Origin of the sequence: Xanthomonas sp. WHRI 10204, from assembly GCF_040202875.1 — a bacterium.
Classification (GTDB): Bacteria; Pseudomonadota; Gammaproteobacteria; order Xanthomonadales; family Xanthomonadaceae; genus Xanthomonas.
Genome location: NZ_JBEGDW010000001.1, coordinates 1,330,824 through 1,348,532, shown reverse-complemented (window position 1 = coordinate 1,348,532; position 17,709 = coordinate 1,330,824). Strand labels below are relative to the sequence as shown.

15 protein-coding genes and 1 other RNA gene are annotated in these 17,709 nt (G+C 64.5%); 7 read left to right on the top strand and 9 right to left on the bottom strand.

The genetic code is table 11. From position 1 onward, the window contains the following. Window positions 1-25 precede the first annotated feature (25 nt). A complete protein-coding gene (locus ABQZ00_RS05860; RefSeq protein ID WP_323537367.1) occupies window positions 26-2,038 on the top strand; it encodes a M13 family metallopeptidase in 2,013 nt (670 codons plus the stop codon). A 449-nt stretch (window positions 2,039-2,487) separates the two neighbouring features. Here the strand turns inward: ABQZ00_RS05860 and ABQZ00_RS05855 are convergent, their stop codons facing one another. Continuing rightward, the gene (locus ABQZ00_RS05855; protein WP_323537368.1) at window positions 2,488-3,189 is read right to left on the bottom strand and encodes a rhomboid family intramembrane serine protease; all 702 of its coding nucleotides are present in this window, start codon (window positions 3,187-3,189) and stop codon (window positions 2,488-2,490) included. 41 nt (window positions 3,190-3,230) lie between these two features. Then, window positions 3,231-3,644, bottom strand: a complete 414-nt coding sequence (locus ABQZ00_RS05850) for an MGMT family protein (protein WP_323537369.1) — start codon at window positions 3,642-3,644, stop codon at window positions 3,231-3,233. A 90-nt stretch (window positions 3,645-3,734) separates the two neighbouring features. Here ABQZ00_RS05850 and ABQZ00_RS05845 point away from each other — a divergent pair. Then, window positions 3,735-3,812, top strand: a non-coding RNA gene (locus ABQZ00_RS05845) — sX9 sRNA. 538 nt (window positions 3,813-4,350) lie between these two features. On the opposite strand, the gene gorA is transcribed toward ABQZ00_RS05845, so the two are convergent. From gorA to ABQZ00_RS05825, 4 genes are all read right to left on the bottom strand, one after another. Next, complete coding sequence (gene gorA, locus ABQZ00_RS05840; RefSeq protein WP_323537370.1) at window positions 4,351-5,721, bottom strand: glutathione-disulfide reductase; 1,371 nt, start codon at window positions 5,719-5,721, stop codon at window positions 4,351-4,353. A 121-nt stretch (window positions 5,722-5,842) separates the two neighbouring features. After that, window positions 5,843-6,757, bottom strand: coding sequence for a hypothetical protein (locus ABQZ00_RS05835; RefSeq protein WP_323537371.1), 915 nt, complete (start codon window positions 6,755-6,757; stop codon window positions 5,843-5,845). A 42-nt stretch (window positions 6,758-6,799) separates the two neighbouring features. After that, window positions 6,800-8,044 (bottom strand): DUF418 domain-containing protein, encoded by a 1,245-nt coding sequence (locus ABQZ00_RS05830; protein WP_323537372.1) that lies wholly within the window; start codon window positions 8,042-8,044, stop codon window positions 6,800-6,802. Window positions 8,045-8,277: 233 nt separating this feature from the next. After that, a complete protein-coding gene (locus tag ABQZ00_RS05825; protein WP_055849982.1) occupies window positions 8,278-8,757 on the bottom strand; it encodes an FKBP-type peptidyl-prolyl cis-trans isomerase in 480 nt (159 codons plus the stop codon). Between ABQZ00_RS05825 and ABQZ00_RS05820 the strand changes: the two genes are divergently transcribed. Continuing rightward, window positions 8,756-9,409, top strand: coding sequence for a C40 family peptidase (locus tag ABQZ00_RS05820; RefSeq protein WP_323537373.1), 654 nt, complete (start codon window positions 8,756-8,758; stop codon window positions 9,407-9,409). The two genes, ABQZ00_RS05825 and ABQZ00_RS05820, sit on opposite strands and share 2 nt — an antisense overlap. A 109-nt stretch (window positions 9,410-9,518) precedes the next feature. Continuing rightward, entirely contained in the window at window positions 9,519-10,268 is a 750-nt protein-coding gene (locus tag ABQZ00_RS05815; RefSeq protein WP_055849980.1) for a C40 family peptidase, read from the top strand. A 199-nt stretch (window positions 10,269-10,467) separates the two neighbouring features. Here ABQZ00_RS05815 and ABQZ00_RS05810 read toward each other — a convergent pair whose 3' ends face one another. Further along, a complete protein-coding gene (locus tag ABQZ00_RS05810) occupies window positions 10,468-10,959 on the bottom strand; it encodes an acyl-CoA thioesterase (protein WP_055849978.1) in 492 nt (163 codons plus the stop codon). 416 nt (window positions 10,960-11,375) lie between these two features. On the opposite strand from ABQZ00_RS05810, the gene ABQZ00_RS05805 reads away from it, so the two are divergent. After that, window positions 11,376-12,032, top strand: coding sequence for a hypothetical protein (locus ABQZ00_RS05805; protein ID WP_323537374.1), 657 nt, complete (start codon window positions 11,376-11,378; stop codon window positions 12,030-12,032). 10 nt (window positions 12,033-12,042) lie between these two features. Here ABQZ00_RS05805 and ABQZ00_RS05800 read toward each other — a convergent pair whose 3' ends face one another. Then, entirely contained in the window at window positions 12,043-12,882 is an 840-nt protein-coding gene (locus ABQZ00_RS05800) for a class I SAM-dependent methyltransferase (protein ID WP_323537375.1), read from the bottom strand. Window positions 12,883-12,891: 9 nt separating this feature from the next. Continuing rightward, window positions 12,892-14,232 carry a dicarboxylate/amino acid:cation symporter gene (locus ABQZ00_RS05795; protein ID WP_115513372.1) on the bottom strand — a complete coding sequence of 447 codons (1,341 nt, stop codon included), beginning with the start codon at window positions 14,230-14,232 and terminating at the stop codon, window positions 12,892-12,894. A 115-nt stretch (window positions 14,233-14,347) separates the two neighbouring features. Here ABQZ00_RS05795 and ABQZ00_RS05790 point away from each other — a divergent pair, with 115 nt between their 5' ends. Further along, window positions 14,348-16,081 carry an alkaline phosphatase gene (locus tag ABQZ00_RS05790; RefSeq protein WP_323537376.1) on the top strand — a complete coding sequence of 578 codons (1,734 nt, stop codon included), beginning with the start codon at window positions 14,348-14,350 and terminating at the stop codon, window positions 16,079-16,081. Window positions 16,082-16,392: 311 nt separating this feature from the next. Then, window positions 16,393-17,694, top strand: coding sequence for a tRNA lysidine(34) synthetase TilS (gene tilS, locus ABQZ00_RS05785; protein ID WP_323537377.1), 1,302 nt, complete (start codon window positions 16,393-16,395; stop codon window positions 17,692-17,694). The last annotated feature ends 15 nt before the right edge of the window (window positions 17,695-17,709 follow it).

Here is a 17,709-nt window from a genome sequence, read left to right as displayed (position 1 = left end):
TTTACTCTGGCCACCCTTCTTCTCGATGCCCACCATTCGCCCGCTTGCCCTCGCTCTTGGCTTCAGCCTGATCACGCTGCTGTCCGCCCCCGACGCCGACGCCGCTCGCAAGAAGAAGGCAGCCCCCAAGGCCCCGGCCGTGTCTGCGGCCTGCACCAATTTCTACGACTACGCCAACGCCAGCTGGCTCAAGGCCAACCCGGTGCCGCAGGCCGGCGCCGTGACCGCGCTGGGCCAGCTGTCCGAGCGTGCCCTGCAGCAGCAGCGCGAGCTGCTGGACGCGTCGATGAAGACGCCGCAGGGCAACGTGCAGAAGCTGCTGGGCGACTTCTGGGCCAGCGGCCTGGATGAGGCGGCGGTGGAGAAGGACGGCTCCAATCCGATCGCTCCCTTGCTGTCGCGCATCGACGCAATCAAGAAGGCCAAGGATGTGCCCGCTTCGATCGCCGCACTGCATCAGGTCGGCATCCCGGTCGGCTTCAACTTCGGTCCGGACGTGGACCTGAAGGCGCTCGACCGCCACATCGGCTACTTCATGCAAGGCGGCATGGGCCTGCCGGACCCGGCCTTCTACACCCGCACCGATGCCGACACCCAGGCGCTGATGGGCCGCTACCGCGCCTACGTCAAGCAGATCCTGGCGCTGACCGGCACCCCGGCCGACAAGCTCGACGCCGATGCCGCCTCCGTGCTGCAGATCGAAACCGCTTTGGCGCGTAGCGCGCAGTCGGTGCAGGGCATCAACAACCCGTTCAACAACTACGCGCCGATCGCCACCAAGGAGCTGACCAAGCAGTACAAGAACCTGCGCCTGGCCGACTTCCTGGAAGCGCAGGGCGTCAAGGACGACCTGGTGTCGATGGCCGACCCGGCGATGTTCAAGCAGCTCGACAGCATGATCGTCAGCATCAAGCCGGAGCAGTGGAAGGCCTACCTGCGCTGGCGCGTGGGCGATGCGATGGCGCCGTACCTGTCCAAGAGCTTCCACGACGCCGAGTACCAGTTCCGCGGCCGTCTGCTGCGCGGTGATGCGATGCCGCCGCAGCGCTGGCAGCAGGTGCTGGACGCCATCAACGTGGCCGCCGGCCCGATGCTGGGTCGCGAATACGTCGCGCGCTACCTGAGCAGCGACACCCGCCGCCAGGCCGAGGCCATCGCCGACCAGGTGCGCGATGCACAGCTGGCCGCGCTGGAGCGTACCGGCTGGGGCAATGGCGAAGCCGTCGCCGAAGCCAAGGCCAAGCTGGCCGCGATGAAGATCGAAGTCGGCGCGCCGCGACGCGATCTGGACTACACCGTGCAACCGATGGGCCGCGGCAGCTTCGGCGGCAACATGCTGATCGCCTCGACCTGGCGTCACCGCGAGGAAATGAAGCGCATCGGCAAGGGCAACGCAGACCGTCGCTGGGACGTGCTGCCGCAGCAGCCGGCAGTGGCCTACGACATCGCGCAAAACCGCCTGATCGTCACCGCTGCGGTGTTGCAGGCACCGGTGCTGACCACCGGCGGCACACCGGCGGCCCAGTACGGCGCCTACGGTGCACTGGTCGCGCACGAACTCACCCGCGCGATCGATGCCAAGGGCTCGCTGGTCGACGCCAAGGGCGAGCTGCGCAGCTGGTGGACACCTGCCGAAAAGAGCAGCTGGACCGAGCTGACCGGCAAGGTGGCCAACCAGTTCGCCGCCTACCCGTACCCGGGCGTGCCCAACGTCAAGGTCAACGGCACGCAGACCGCCGAAGAGAACCTGGCCGATCTGGCCGGCGTCGAACTGGCCTGGCAGGCCTTCAGCAAGGCGCAACCGGCAGCCACCGAAGTCGACAAGCAGGCGTTCTTCACTGCCTGGGCCGGCCTGTGGGCACAGCAGTTGTCGCCGAACGAAGCGGTGCAGCGCGCAAGCGCCGACATCCGCGCACCGGGCCAGTGGCGCACCAACGGCCCGCTGTCCAACCTGCCGGAATTCGGTGCGGCCTTCACCTGTAAGGCAGGCCAGCCGATGCAACGCGTGGACGCAGAGCAGATCAAGATCTGGCGCTGAGTCCCCGCACGATCGGCAATACAGATCGGCAATAAAAAAGAGCGCGGATTCCGCGCTCTTTTTTTGTCCCAGATATCCGTGACGGAAAATGCCTGCTCTGTTTTTCCGCTTGATCCGCTTGATCCGCTTTTAGCCTGATCTGCTTTTCGCCTGATCTGCCTATCGCCGGATCTGCCTTTCGCCTGATCCGCTTTTAGCTCGACTCGCCTTCCGCTAGATCCGCTTTCTGCCTAGCCAAGCCTCTCCCGGACCTGCATGTCAGCCAACTCGTCGGCTAATCCGCTGATCGCTAGATCCACGATTGCCTTATCTACTTCCGCCGCGACAAGCCGTCCGGCACCGTGCTCTCGTAGGAGCGGCCCTGGCCGCGATGCGGCCTTACCGGCCACCTTAATCGGGCCTAGCGTCACTCCTACAACTCATGCCGACCCGGCAAACCGTCGCTTGGCTCAGCGCACCACGCGCAGCGGCGGCTTGCGTCCCTTTCCGCCGCCACCCTTGCGACCACCACTACCGCCAAACGGCGACTGGCCGCGCCAGTAGCGGATCATCAACCAGCCGAACAGCATGCCACCCAGATATGCGAAATACGTGATTCCCGATCGCTGGCCGAGCAAACCCAACGCCACCTCGACCAAGCCGACCACAATGACCAAGGTACGTGCATTCATCGGGATCGGCGGGAACAACAACATCACGCGCTGCTTGGGAAACAGCAAGCCGTAGGCAAACAACAGGCCGAACACGGCGCCAGACGCTCCCAGCACAGGTGAAACGCTCTGGACGATCCAGGCCATCAAGAGCTGGCAAACACCAGCGCCCGCAACACAGACCAAGTAGTAAGTCAAAAATCGCTTCTGGCCCCAAGTCTGCTCCAACGGAGCGCCAAACATAAAAAGCACCAGCGCACTGAAGAACAGCTCATTGAATCCACCATGCAGAAACGCATAAGTCAGCAACTGCCACGGCATGAAGCTGGCGCCGGGCGAGAACGCATCAAAGCCGTTGGAAATCGGCCACAGCATGAGCCACGACAAGGTGGAGTCGGATGGCAACACCCCCGCCCCCAGATCGCCCAAGGCCCACTGCAGCAAGAACAAACCGATATTGGCGATCAACAGTGCTTTGGTGACGGGCGGCAATTGAGGCATGGCGGCATTCCTTCTGAATGCTGTCGATGATAACGGCAGCGTTATGAAGGACCCCACACGGCCGCATCCAGCCGCTGCGCGGCCGTGGCGCGGCGTACCCGCCCCTGCACCACCGGCACCCCCTCGGAACGCAGCCGCTGGCACTGCTCGTCGTAGCCGGACGATCCCGGCGGCAAGGCAATCCGGCCATCGCTACGAAGCACGCGATGCCAGGGCAGATCCGGGTCGTCATTGCCGCTGAGCACACGCGCCACCATGCGCGCACGTCCAGGCAACCCGGCACGCGTGGCGACCTCACCGTAGCCGGCAACCTGACCGGCAGAAATGGCGCGAATGACGTCAAGAATGCGCAGCCGTGCCTGCTCGCCTGAGAGCGCTACTGGCTTTTGAGAAGCAGGCGCTGCGGACTTGGCAGATGCAAATGGACGCAACGCGGGCTGGCGAGGTTTGGACATCCGGCAAGAATGCCAGCTGACGCGACTAAGGACAGCCAACAAAACGACTGTGTTCACCGCCAGGCGGGCGCGGCCGGTGCTCGATGCGGCATGTGCCACTCCGTACACTCCGGTTCTAAGCGCGCCGTCCGCGCCCACCTGACGACGGCTCGCGACGTTCTTTGAGCCGTCCTAAATGACAGCAGCGCCACGGGGCTTCTGCGACCAAGCGCGTCACCCGATACGTTCACGACGTAAAAACTCAAAAAACCCCTCTCCTGCTGGGAGAGGGGTTGGGGTGAGGGTACGGGCGAAGCCACGCAGAGCCGAGCAACCAAAGCATCAAGCAGTGCGCAACATTGAAAGCTGCGGCATCACAATCCATCTCTTGAGAGAAAGACTCAAAAGCCCATCTCCCGCGGGGAGACCGGTTGAAGTGAGGGTATGGGCGAAGCCTTGGACATCCAAACAGCAAAACGCTCAAAACCCGGCGCTGCGTCGCATGAGCACATGGTCGGTATCGCCAAGCGCAGCGTCAGCGTTGCCTAAGCACACTTACTGACCAACCGTGCCCCCAGCCACTCCCCGCCGGAGGGGACCTAGTTGCGCTTCACGCTTCGCCTTCTGCTTCCACGTCGCGCTCCGCCTGCCTTACCTGCGCCGCTTCCATCCCTTCCCGCACGCAACTGCAGACGCTGTCGTTCACTGCGCAACACACGCCCACACATCAATGCATCAACACGATCTCTTCCGACGACGTGGGATGGATCGCCACCGTCTCGTCGAAGTCGCGCTTGGTCGCGCCCATCTTCACTGCCACGGCAAAGCCCTGCAGTATTTCGTCGGCGCTTTCGCCCAGCAGGTGCACGCCGACCACGCGCTCTTCCTCGCCCACGCAGATCAGCTTGAACAGGCTGCGTTGCGGCGCGTCGGCCAGGGCATGCAACATCGGCCGGAAATTGCTGCGATACACGCGTACCGCGCCGTCGTAGCGTGCGCGTGCCTGCTCTTCAGTGAGTCCGACATGGCCGAGCGGCGGATGCGAAAACACCACGCTCGGCACGCCGTCGTAGTCCATGCGCGCATCCGGTTGATTGCCAAACAGCCGATCCATCAATTTACGTCCGGCGGCAATCGCCACCGGCGTCAGCCCGACCTTGCCGCCAACATCGCCGATTGCATGGATGTTCGGCACACTGGTGGTCTGAGCATCGTCCACCACTACTTCTCCCTTCTCGCCCAACGCCACACCCACCGTATCCAGACCCAGGCCTGCGGTATTGGCGCGTCGGCCAATGGCGAAGAACACCTTGTCGAACACGTCGTTGCCCTGCTCGCGCGGGTGCGCCGGATGGCCATGCACGCGCAGCCCGCCCTGCGCATCGCGTTCCAGGCCGGTGGTGGTGAAACCGAAATGCAGGCGCACTCCCAAATGGCGCAGGTTGTCGGCCATTTGCAGCGTCAGTTCCGCATCGAAACGTTCCAGCAACCGGTCGCCCTGCACATAGAGATGCACGCGACTACCCAGTGCCTGCAGCAGGCCAGCGATTTCCACCGCGATATAGCCACCGCCGATGATCGCCACGTGCGCAGGTGCATGACAGAGATTGAAAAAGTCGTCCGAGACTTCGCCATGTTCGGCGCCGTCCACGTTCGGGCGTAGCGGATGCGCACCGGTTGCGATCACGATGTGCTCGGCCGTCACCGGCACCCCATCCTCCCCCATGAGCGTATGGCGATCCTGCAACACGCCGCGTTGCGGAATCAGCACCACGCCATCTTCATCGAGTCGACGCCGATAGCTGGCGTGGATGTTGGCGATATAGCCCTGCCGATGGGTGACCAGCTCCTGCCACTCCAGCGTCGGTCGCGGCACATCGAAACCGAGCGCACTGGCGAGCTCGATCTTGCCAGCCAGATCGGCCGCCAACCACATCGCTTTTTTCGGCACACAACCAAGATTGACGCAGGTACCGCCTAGTTCATTAGGTTCCATGATCGCCACGCGTGCGCCGTACTTTGCCGCGCGAAATCCGGCCGCCAGGCCGCCGGAACCGCCACCCAGAATCACCACGTCGTAGTCGTAGCGCGCACTCATGCAAGACGCTCCGAGTGGCAAAGGTGGAGCTCGCGCGCAGGCAGGCGGCGCGTCATCGGGTTAGTCATTGGTTGTTTGCTTTCAGTCCTGACACACAATCAGCTTAGCGTGAGGCAGCGGATCATTCGGTGAATATGCTGCCGAACTCCTCTTCGATCTTGTCTGGATCTCCGCCAATCTTCCGGAATGGGTCCTTGCTCCGGTAGGTGTTGACGACAGTGTTCTCGATGTTTGGGAAATTTTTTTCGAGGAATTCGCACGGCAGATGCGTCGCCCAGAAATTCCGCAGCGTTTCGCTCTTGAGGCCGTCCCAACCTTCCAGCTTGTTTTTGCCTTCGAAGCGCACCGAACGTAGCGTTGCGAGCTGCGAAAGTGATGAAACGTCGCCCGCAATACGACAGGAGACGAATTGCAAGACTTCAAGTGATTTGTAATGTGCAATCACAGCGATATTCTTGATCGTTGACGCGATCAGGAAAAGCTTTCGAATAGGCCGGTCGTCGAACACGTCAAGCGACCCACTCAACCTGTGGATGGACAGACGCGAAAGCCTGGCCCAACTGCCGTTGAGCGAATGAAGCGTATTGCTTTTCCACGCAAGGTTTTCCCATGCTTCCAGCTTGGGAAAAAGCATTGGCAGCACAGGTCCAAACGATACCCCATGCGTCGTCAGCGCCTTGACATTCTTAAAGGTTTTGAACACGTCATAATCGAAGTCGTCGGCAAAGGCGCCTTCGCCCTGTATGCCGATCTCGACAATCGCGTCGCGTTTTTTCACCTTGCCAAAATCCGGGGAAAAATGCGCTTTCAGCTCGCCCTGCACGACGTCCTCAGGCGCGATCGAAAACCCGTCGCACGCATACGTATCGATGAGTTGGCTGTATTTTTCGAAGCCGCTCTTGTTGAACAACGCAATCCTGCGCGACGGCCCATAGGATTTTTCCTGGATGATGACCCAAGGGCCCTCCATCAGGTTCTCCATCGTGCGCTCATCGGCCTCGAATAGAATTTCCACCATCCGGCTTTCTCCTTTCATCGAACGCAGCATACGCACAACATACGCGCATCAGCGTGTGCGCTATTGCGCGCGCGTGTGGCCGCGCCACATCGGCGGCACCCGCAGATAGGTCACGCTACGCCACAGCCATTCAATCGGCCCGAAGCGGAACCAGCGCAGCCACAGCTGGCTCATCACCACTTGCAAGGCGAACAGCCCTACCGCAAATGGCAGTTGCCACACCCGCGGCAGCTGCTCGAAATATCCCAGCCCGTAGCCATAAAACATCCAGGTACACAGCAACGACTGCAGCAGGTAGTTGCTCAACGCCATGCGACCGGCCGGCGCAAGCCAGGCCAGACGCGCAGCAAAGCGCACCACCCATGCGGCGTAGCCCAGGCTCATCAGCGGACCGGCCACCAACGCCAGCGCAAAAGCGCCGGACAGGCGCATGCTCAACCGCGCAGGGTCCATCCAGGGTTCCATGGCATAGCTCAGCAACATCACGCCCAACCCAAGCGGCAAGGCGCCGTAACGCAGCACACGGAACAGCTGCGGGAAGCGTTCGGGCGCGGCAATCGCGCCGCTGCGCACGAACCAGCTGCCCAGCAAAAACATGCCGAGCATGGCCGGGCCATTGATGCTCAGCCCACTCATCGCTTCGCGCAGGTCATGCCAGCGCTGCGTGGTGGCCTGCAGATAGGTGCCGTGCCCAAGTGCGGCGCGCTGCGCCTGCACGTTGGCCACAGCCTGCTGCGCAACATCGGCCATGGCCGTTTTCCACTCCACTGCCGAGGCCGGGTCGGCCTGCATCAGTGCACCGGCAGCGCCGTACAACAGCACCAGGGCCGGTGCGCACAGGTAGACCAACGCGGCAAGCCACGGCAGCGTCACCGTCGGCGCATTGCGGGCGCCCAGCAGCAACACTGCCAGCATTGCGTACGTCACCAGAATGTCGCCGGACCACAGCAGCAGCGCGTGCGCCAGACCGATGACCAGCAAGCCGGCCGTGCGGCGCAGATACATGCCAAGAAACCCGCGTCCGGTGCGTTCGGCGCGTTGGGCCATCACCGCAAACCCCATGCCGAACAGCATCGAAAATAGCGTGTAGAACTTGCCCTGCACAAAGATGTAGACCAGCGCATCGGCAACGCGATCGGCGCCGTGCCAATGCGGCTCCACGCCGCTGAGCGCCAGATCCAGCGGGCCGACGAAGGCTTCGATGTTCATCAGCAAGATGCCGAGCAACGCGAAGCCGCGCAGGACGTCCAGCACGACGATGCGCTCGCTCGCGGCAGTGGGAAACAGCAGATCGCGTTGTGTCATCGCAGCTCAGGCAACCGGATGCGGCGTGGCGCGCCGCAGAAAGCAGACGGCCCGCCGAAGGGGCGGGCCGTCAGGAAGACAGACATCACTGGCTGCGGCCAACACCAGGTTGCGCATCATCGCCAACCCGCTGTAGGTGGCATGCAGCCCTCAGCGTGCACGCGCGGTGTGCGCTGGTTGCCACGGCTGGGCGTACCCGGCCAGTGGCCACGCAGCGGTGTTGATCGTCGCGCTTAGTGGTGATGACCGCCGTCGCCGTGCACGTGCCCGTGGTCGCGCTCTTCCTGCGAGGCTTCGCGCACTTCGATGATTTCCACATCGAAATGCAGATCCTTGCCGGCCATCGGGTGATTGAGGTCGACGTCGACCACGCTCATGCCGACCTTCTGCACGGTCACCGCACGCGGGCCGAAGTTGGTCTGCAGCACCACCTGGGTGCCCGGAATCAGCTTGGTCGCGCCGAAATGCTTCTTGGGCACGCGCTGACTCAGGCCTTCGCGGTATTCGCCGTAGGCCTCGGTGGCCTTGACGTCCACGCCGAAGCTCTCGCCGGCTTCCTTGTCCATCATGGCCGCTTCCAGGCCCGGAATGATGTTGCCGTGGCCGATCATGATCGCCAACGGGTCACGCTCCTTGGAGCTCTCGATCGGCTCCTGGCCAATCTCCGAAACGGTGTAGTGGAAGCGGACGACGCTGTCTTTTTCGATCTTCATGCCTGGCTCTGAATGGGCTGCCCGGTGGCAGACGGTGGAAGACGGCTTGTCGGCCGCCGGGTGCGCCGCCATCATGGCGACCTTTCGAACCGCCCATTATCCCGGCTCCATGCATATCACGCCAGTTTTCGCCGCCCGCGCACATCGCGCCGCGGCCTGTTTGTTGCTGGGCCTGCTCCTGCTGGGCGGTTGCGCGCAGGCACCGGTCAAACGTCCGGCCGCCGCGTCGCCCCTGTCGTCACGCGTGTGGCCGCAGGTACCGCCGGCAGATCCGGCTGCTGCCAACAACATCCTGATGCGCGCCCTGGGCCTGGTCGGCACGCCGTACCGGTTCGGCGGCAACACGCCGGAGACCGGTTTCGACTGCAGCGGCCTGGTCACCTATGTCTACAAGGATGTGCTGGCGCTGTCGTTGCCGCGCACCTCGCGCGATCTGGCCGCAATTCAGGGCCCGCGGATCGCGCCAGAGAAACTGGCGACCGGGGATCTGGTGTTCTTCGGCGCCGGCGGGAGCGTGAGCCACGTCGGCATTTATGTCGGTGAAGGCCGCTTTGTGCATGCCCCGACCACCGGCGGTACCGTCCGCTTGGATTTCCTCGATGGCGCGTACTGGCGTGACCATTATTCAGGTTCAAAGCGGGTTTTGCACTAAAATGTGACGAGCATCACAAGTAATCAAACGGAAATTTAACTTTTTTTGAACGTAACGATTCGTTCACCAAGGCATCATCCCGCATCGACAGCAGAATTGTGATTCCCGCGTGACGAACGACGAACAGATCAAAACTGGCGCCGCACCGCTTCCGCTCCGGAAACCGCTCCGCCTGCTATGCGCTACCGCTCTCTGGATTGCCGCACTGCCCGCTCTGGCGCAGACCGCCAATACCCCCCCATCCGCTGCACAGACGACTACGCCAGACAGCGCCGTCGCCGCCGAAAAAGCCGCAACCCGCAGCCGAGCTGACGCCGCTGCCACCGCTACGCTGGCCGCCCTGCTTCCGCATCTGGCCGCCAATGACGCCATTCCGCTGATGGACCGCTCGGCGATGTTCGCCGGAGACCTCAGCCGCCTGCTCGCCAATTACGATGTCTCGCAGAGCGCGGCCAATGCTGCGCAGAACGCCGTTGCCGACAGCCGTGTGCAGGTGATCCTGCAGCGTGCCATGGCCCTGCTGGGCACCCCGTACGTCTGGGGTGGCGAGTCCACCGAGGGCTTCGATTGCAGCGGCTTGGTCGGCTACGTCTTCAAGACCGCACTCGGCATCGACCTGCCGCGCGTCTCGCGCGACATCGCCCGCGATGAATCGGCCGAACTGATCAAGGACCCGAACGCGTTGAAGGCCGGCGATCTGGTGTTCTTCGGCAAGCGTGGCCGCATCGATCATGTCGGCCTGGTGGTCGGCGACGGCAAGTTCCTGCACGCGCCCAGCCGCGGTAAGGACGTGCGCGTGGACTCGCTGGCCAGTGGCTACTGGAGCGAGAAGTTCATCCAGGCGCGCCGGGTGCTGTAAGCCTGAGTGCTTCGAACGATTAAAAGAAAGCCGCGGCGAACCCGCGGCTTTTTTGTGTGCGTCGTCATCGAAACGGTCATGTGACTGCCCCGTGGCAGCCGCTACTGCTAACGCTTCGGCAACTGGGCCTGATAAGCGCTCGCACGAAAGCTCACTCTGTCCGAGGCACTGCGCGAATGGGTCCGGACAGCGCCTGTGCTTAGCCCGACGTATCGGCCCTGTAGTGCGCCATGGTGTCCTCGATGCCCTTGCTCAGCTCCATCACCTTGAGGGCGTACTCGGCCAGGCGCTGATCTTCGGGCGTGTCCGGCCGCCAGGAGGGGACTTCCACCGGCGTGACGCCGTCCGGATCCATCGCCACGAACACGATGATGCAATGGGTGCACAAGCGCGAGTCGCCGCCCATCGGGCTGCGCGCACGCACATCGATGGCGAAATGCATGCTGCTGCGCCCGGTGTAGACCAGCTTTGCCGACACCGCGACCAGATCGCCGATCCGTACCGGCGCCACAAAGCGGATGCCGCCCACCGCCACCGTCACGCAGTAATGCCCGCTCCAGCCACTGGCCGCAGCAAAACCGACCTGGTCGATCCACTTCATCACCACGCCGCCATGCACCTTGCCGCCGAAGTTGACGTCGCTGGGCTCGGCCAGAAAACGAAATGTCAGATCACGCTGTTGGCCAATCACTGCACGCTCTCACCAGGGGATGGGCTGAAAGTGTGCCATGCGCGCGCGTTGAAGGGATTCGCCCCGCGCACGCGGATGCGCTGACGGAAAGCGCGGCCCTGCGACTGCCTTGCAGGTCTCTCACGCCCGCCGCACGAGATGACGCGACTCACACACACCGTAGGCGCGTCCCCCCAGGACTTGGCGCGTGCTCGCTTCTGCGCTCCGGAGCGGCCAGATCCTCACCGACCACCGGTCACTGGACAAATCGCACATCTGCAGCAAAGCGCGTGCAAGCCTGATCGAAAGTCACTTACTCTCGGCATCCGGGCAAGGCTGCCCGCAGCAGGAGGCAGCGCGTCATGTCGGACCGAAGACGATTCACCATCGAGCATGCAAGGCGGCACCTGGAACGCGACGGTTGGCCACGCTTGCAGATGAGCGCCATCGTGTTGACCACGGCAACAGGTGGGCTGCTGGCCTCGTTCCTGCTGCGCAATGCCGGCGTCGATGCGATGGTGGTGCGCTACCCGATGGCGACGCTGGTCGCCTATGGCCTGTTTCTGCTGCTGATGTGGGCATGGCTACGCTGGCGCAACGACCTAGACGATGAACTGGCGGGCGACTGCGTCGACCTCGCCAGCAGCGAGACGGAGGACACCTCGGGATGGGCCGGCCACGGCGGCAACTCCAGCGGCGCGGGTAGGTCCGGCACATGGAGCGCGCCATCCCGATCCAACTCGAATGTTTCGGGGGACGGCTCACTGCCGGACTTCGTCGATGGCGAAGCCGGACTGCCGATCTTGGCGATAGTGGCTGTGCTGGCCGCCGCCGCAGTCGCAATCGTTGCTGCCGCTTGGGTGGTGTGGTCGGCGCCGGTGTTGATGGCCGAGCTTCTGGTGGACGCGGCGCTCGCAGGTGGGCTGTATCGACGCATGCGCGGCGTGCAGGCGCAAGGCTGGTGGTGGTTATGCGTTCGCCACACGCTGTGGCCTCTGATCGGCGTGCTGACGTTTTTTATCGTGGTCGGCGCGGTCGCGCAGCACAAGGCGCCGCAAGCGACGACGTTGATGGAGGCTCTACAAGGGCAATGACGCCACCGAGCTACCGCCCCTGGTTGTCCTGCTTGCGAAGACACAACCACGGAAAATGCGGTTGCCGCAGTTTGAGCAGGCGGCGCACACGCGCACGCAGATGGCGCGGATCGAACAGCCATTGCACTGCGAACGCGTCGAAGGCGGCATAGGTGTGCTGGTGGTATTGCTCGGCCAATGCAGGAACGCCAAGGCCGGTGAAATAACGCAGGCTGCGTGCAGCGCTTTGGTCGGCACGCTGCCGATCTGGATACAGGGGGCTATCGAGGATGTGCAACTCGCCGCCGTCGCGCAGTTGCGCAAGCAGGTGACGCACCAAGGCCGCAGGATCGGCAAAATACTGGATGCATGCCGGCACCACGATGACATCGAAGACATCCTGTGGCAGCGCCAGGGTCTGGATATCGGCAGCGACAAAACTCAGCCGTTGGTCGTGGCCGAACACGCGCGCGGCCTGCGTGAGCTCGGTGCGATTGACGTCGATACCGCACACGTCGCGCTGCAGGGATTGCGCCAGTAGCTGCGATAACCAGCCATTGCCGCACCCCAGTTCGAGAATGGCGCCCTCGCCTGCACCTTCGCTTGCGCGTGCTTGCAGATGCTGCACCAGCAACCTGCTGGACAGCGCGCGCACCTGCCATTCCAGGCTGGCACCAAGCTTGCCGCTGGGGCGCGGCAGGCTGCGAACCTGCGCATCGGTATATAGCCGGCCTTCCTTGCGCCGCACCTCCAGATAGCGATCCTCGAACGGATCATCGGCAAGCGTGCGTTGAACGAACACGCCATCCACGCTGTCCAGCGCGGGCAGTTGCGCTAGGCGCTCACGCAACACGGGAAATGCAACCGTCATGCGTGCCGCTCAGCGCAGCGGCTTGGCGCTGTCGGCGGGCGGATCTTCCAGCCCCACGTTGGTGGATGCCGACTCATAGACCGTCTTGTCCAACAAACCGGTTTCCTTGGCCACCAGCACCGGCACCAGCATCTGCCCGGTAACGTTGGTCATCGTGCGCATCATGTCGAGGATGCGGTCGATGGCATACAGATACCCGATCACTTCCAGCGGCAGGTTGGCCGCGCTGAGCACCACGGTGGCCATGATGACTGCGGTGCCCGGCACACCGGCAGTGCCGAAGCTGCCCAGCACCGAGGCGATCAGCACCACGAAGTATTGATTGGCCGTCAACGGCACGCCGGTGTATTGGGCGATAAACACCGCACACAGCGCCGGGTAGATCGCGCCGCAGCCATCCATCTTGATGCTGGCGCCCAGCGGTACCGCAAACGCGGCATAGTCCTTGCTGACGCCCAGGTTGTGGGTGATCGAACGCATCGCCACCGGCATCGCGGCAAAGCTCGACGAACTGACGAAGGCCACCTGCATGCCAGGCGCCGCGCCACGAAAGAACTTCCACGGGTTGAGCCCGTGCACCAGCAACAGGCTGCTGTAGACCACCAGGATATGGATGGCGCAGGCCACGTACAGCGCGAGCACGAAACTGCCGAACGGCAGCAACTTTGCGAAGCCATAGCTGCCGACCAGCCCGGCAATCAGGCCGAAGGTGCCGAGCGGAGTCATCTCCAGCACGAAGCGCGTCACCTGGATCATGATGTCGCTCAGTTGCCCGGTGAGCTTGCGCGCCTCGGCCACACGTTCGCCAAGCTTGACCATCGCAAAGCCGAGCAATGCGGCAAAGAAGATCACCGGCAGGATCGACCCGCGCCCGGCCGCCAGCACGGTTTCGCCGGCCGCGTTGGTCTTGGTGCCGATGCCGGTCAGTGCGTAGAACGGGTTGGACGGCACCACATCCAGCAATACCTGGATCGGACTGGGCACATCGCGCGGCTTCCACGCCGAGTCCACACTCAGGCTGAAATGGCCGGCGCCCGGCTGCATGAGCGTGCCCACCGCAAGACCGACGCCGACCGCCAGCGCGGCGGTGATCACGAACCACAGGAAGGTGCGCCCGCCGAGCGCAGCCACCGACTTTTGCCCGTGCAACGACGAGATCGCATTGATCACCGCGAAGAACACCAGCGGGATCGCAATCATCTTGATCAGGGTGACGTACAGATCGCCGAGCGGGCCAAACCACACCTCGGCCGCCGGGCCCATCGCCGCACCGGCAATCGCGCCGAGAACGAAGCCGGCCACCACGCGCTGCCAGAACGGAATGCGCAACCAGGCCGCAACCAGTCTCATGTCGTCGAATCATCCGGGGGGAGAGTGCATGCACCTTAGCGCAGGCCTGGCCTGCCCGCGAGGCCACGACTGGAACAGCAGCGTGTCATCTATGCGACGGACACAGGCCGGCATAATGGACACTGATTCAGCCACGAGTTCGAACCCGATGCGTTACCGCCTGCCTGCCCTCGCCGCCCTGACCACCCTGTGCGTGGCCGCCTGCGCCTCCACTGCCGGAACCACCGCATCCGCACCCGCCGCCATCCGCGTGGACGTGCCGCCGGTGACGCACCCGGCCGGCGAGACCCCGCAGTGGTGGTACCGCTCCGGCGCCGCACGTGCGGCCGGCAACGGCGCCATGGCCGGCAAGGCACGCAACGTGATCCTGTTCCTGGGCGACGGCATGAGCCTGACCACGGTGGCAGCCGCGCGCATCCTGGACGGCCAGCGCAAGGGCGGGCCGGGCGAAGAGAACCTGCTGTCGTGGGAGCAGTTCCCGGCCACCGCCTTCAGCAAGACCTACAACACCGATTCGCAGACGCCGGATTCGGCCGGCACCATGACCGCGATCACCACCGGCGTGAAGTCGCACATGGGTGCGATCGGCGTCAGCAGCGGCAACCGCAGCGACTGCGCCGACAGTTTGAACAAGGGGCTGTTGAGCTGGTTGCAGTTGGCCGACAGCGCCGGCATGGCGACCGGTGTGGTCACCACCACCCGTCTCACCCATGCCACCCCGGCAGCGACCTACGCGCATTCGCCGGACCGTAACTGGGAAAACGATACCGACCTACCCGAGGCGGCGCGCGCGGCCGGCTGCCAGGACATCGCCCAGCAGTTGTTGTCCACCGCCCGCTACGGGCGCGGCCCGCAGGTGGTGCTCGGCGGCGGCCGCAGCCAGTTCCAGACCGTGCAGGAGCGAGACCCGGAGTACGACGACAAGGTCGGCCTGCGCCTGGACGGCCGCGACCTGGTCGCCGAATGGAAGCAGGCGCATCCGCAAGGTGCGTACGTCTGGAACGAGCAGCAGCTGCAGGCCGCTGCCGGCGCCCCCGCGCTGCTGGGCCTGTTCGAGCCGGACCACATGCAGTTCGACCACGACCGCAATCGCGGCCCGCAGGGCGAGCCCAGCCTGACCGAGATGACCCGCACCGCGATCCAGTCGCTGTCGCGCGACCCGAATGGTTTCGTGCTGATGGTCGAAGGCGGCCGCATCGACCACGCCAACCACGCCGGCAATGCCTACCGCGCGCTCGACGAAACCGTCTCGCTATCCGACGCGGTGCGCGCCGCCGTGCAGACCGCACCGGCCGACACCCTGATCATCGTCACCGCCGACCATTCGCACACGCTCAACTTCGTCGGCTACCCGGTGCGCGGCAACCCGATCCTGGGCAAGGTGCGCGGCACCGGCGGCGAAGAAGGCGACCGCAGCCAGTTGGCGACCGACCTGGCCGGCCAGCCCTACACCACCCTCAGCTACGCCAATGGCCCCGGCCACACCGGCGCGACCAACGCCCAGCCGGCCGGCCCGAAGAAGTACCCGCACGAGCCCAGCAGCAGCGAGCCGGCCCACGGCCGCCCCGACCTCACCCATGTCGATACCGAAGCGCCCAGCTACATGCAGGAATCGCTGGTACCGACCAAGTCCGAAAGCCATGGCGGCGAAGACGTCGGCATCTGGGCCACCGGCCCAGGCAGCGCGGCATTCCGCGGCACGCTGGAAGAGAACGTGATCTACCACGTCATCGTGCAGGCCACCCCGCGTCTGCGCGAGCGCCTGTGCAAGGCCGGCACCTGCGACAACGCGGGCGTCCCGGTGCAGTTGCCCACGCCGACCACGTTCGAGGCGGCGGCGAAGCGTTGATGTGCAGATGGCGGCGCAGCGGCGGCTGGTGGGTAGGCGATCAGCGCCACCGTGCCGGACACGTCTGCCGCATGGGCGGACCGCGTCTCGCATGACGTACGGCGATGTGATCGTTTCGCGGCATCGGCACGTGGTGGCCAATGCGCCACGTGCTGCGAAGATCATGAGCATGACGTGGATGTGGATGTGGACGTGGACGTGGATGGAGCGTCGATGTTCCCAAGCCGCGCAGTGCGGTCAACGGATCGCAACTGTTCGCGCACATCGGTGGTTTGCCCATCCAACACTGTTCCGCATCGTTTGAGCACCCGGTGACCGACACACCGCCACTGCTGCCCGCTACCCCACCCGGCCCGGTGCTGATCGCCTACAGCGGCGGCATGGATTCGAGTGTGCTGCTGCATGCGCTGGCTGCCACGCCGGCGTACCGCGATCGCGGCCTGCGTGCGATGCACGTGCATCACGGCCTGCATGCCGATGCCGATGCCTGGGCCGCACAGTGCCAGCGCACCTGCGAGGCGCTACAGGTGCCGCTACACGTCGTGCAGGTGCAGGTCGCGCGCGATAGCGGTCTGGGGCTGGAAGCAGCAGCACGCCAGGCGCGCCACGCCGCCTTTGCCGACCTGCTCGCGCCCGGCGAATGGCTGGCGCTGGCCCACCATCGCGACGATCAGGCCGAAACGTTTCTGCTGCGCGCACTGCGTGCATCAGGCCCCGACGGCTTGGCGGCCATGCGTGCGCAGCGGCCGTTTGCCGCCGGCACGTTATGGCGCCCATTGCTGGCACATCCGCGCGCCGACCTGCACGCTTACGCACGCCTGCATGCCCTGCACTGGATCGACGATCCCAGCAACGCCGATGCCCGCTACGACCGCAACTTCCTGCGCACACAGGTGCTGCCATTGCTGCAGCAACGCTGGCCGCAGGCCGCCGCTGCGCTGGCACGCAGCGCGCAGCTGAGCGCCGACGCCAGCGATCTGCTGCAGCATGACGATCAGGCCCTGCTGCCCGGTCTGATGACCGCAAGCGGCGCACTGGACCTGCAGCTGCTGCGTGCACAGCCGGTCACACGCCGGCAGCGCTTGCTGCGTGCGTGGTCCACCGCGGCCGGTGCACCGCCGCTGCCCGCGCAGGGTGTGGATGCGCTGGAACGGGAAATCGACATCCACGCATCGGATCGCCAAGCCTGCTTTGCCTGGCAGCAGGTCGAAGTGCGGCGCTGGCGGCATTGCCTGTACCTGCTTCGTCCAACACCGGCATGGCCGGCGCAGTGGTCCGCGCAGTGGGATGGCGCGCAGCCCTTGCTGTTGCCCGATGGCGCACAGCTGTACTTGCATGGCCCCTCAGGGCTGCGCTTCGCGCACCCGCTGCTGGTGCGTGCCCGACACGGTGGGGAGCGCATCGCGCTGCCGCAACGCACGCATTCACATCGGCTCAAGCATGTGCTGCAAACGGTCGATCTGCCGCCTTGGCACCGCGATCGCCTGCCGATTCTGTGGGCCGACGACCAGGTGCTCGCAGCCGGCGATCGCATCGTCTCCGCTGCATTGACGGACTGGCTGCAGGCCAATGGCGCACGTCTGCAGTGGCGCGTCGACGCCAACGCGAATTGACCCGCCTGCGCGCGC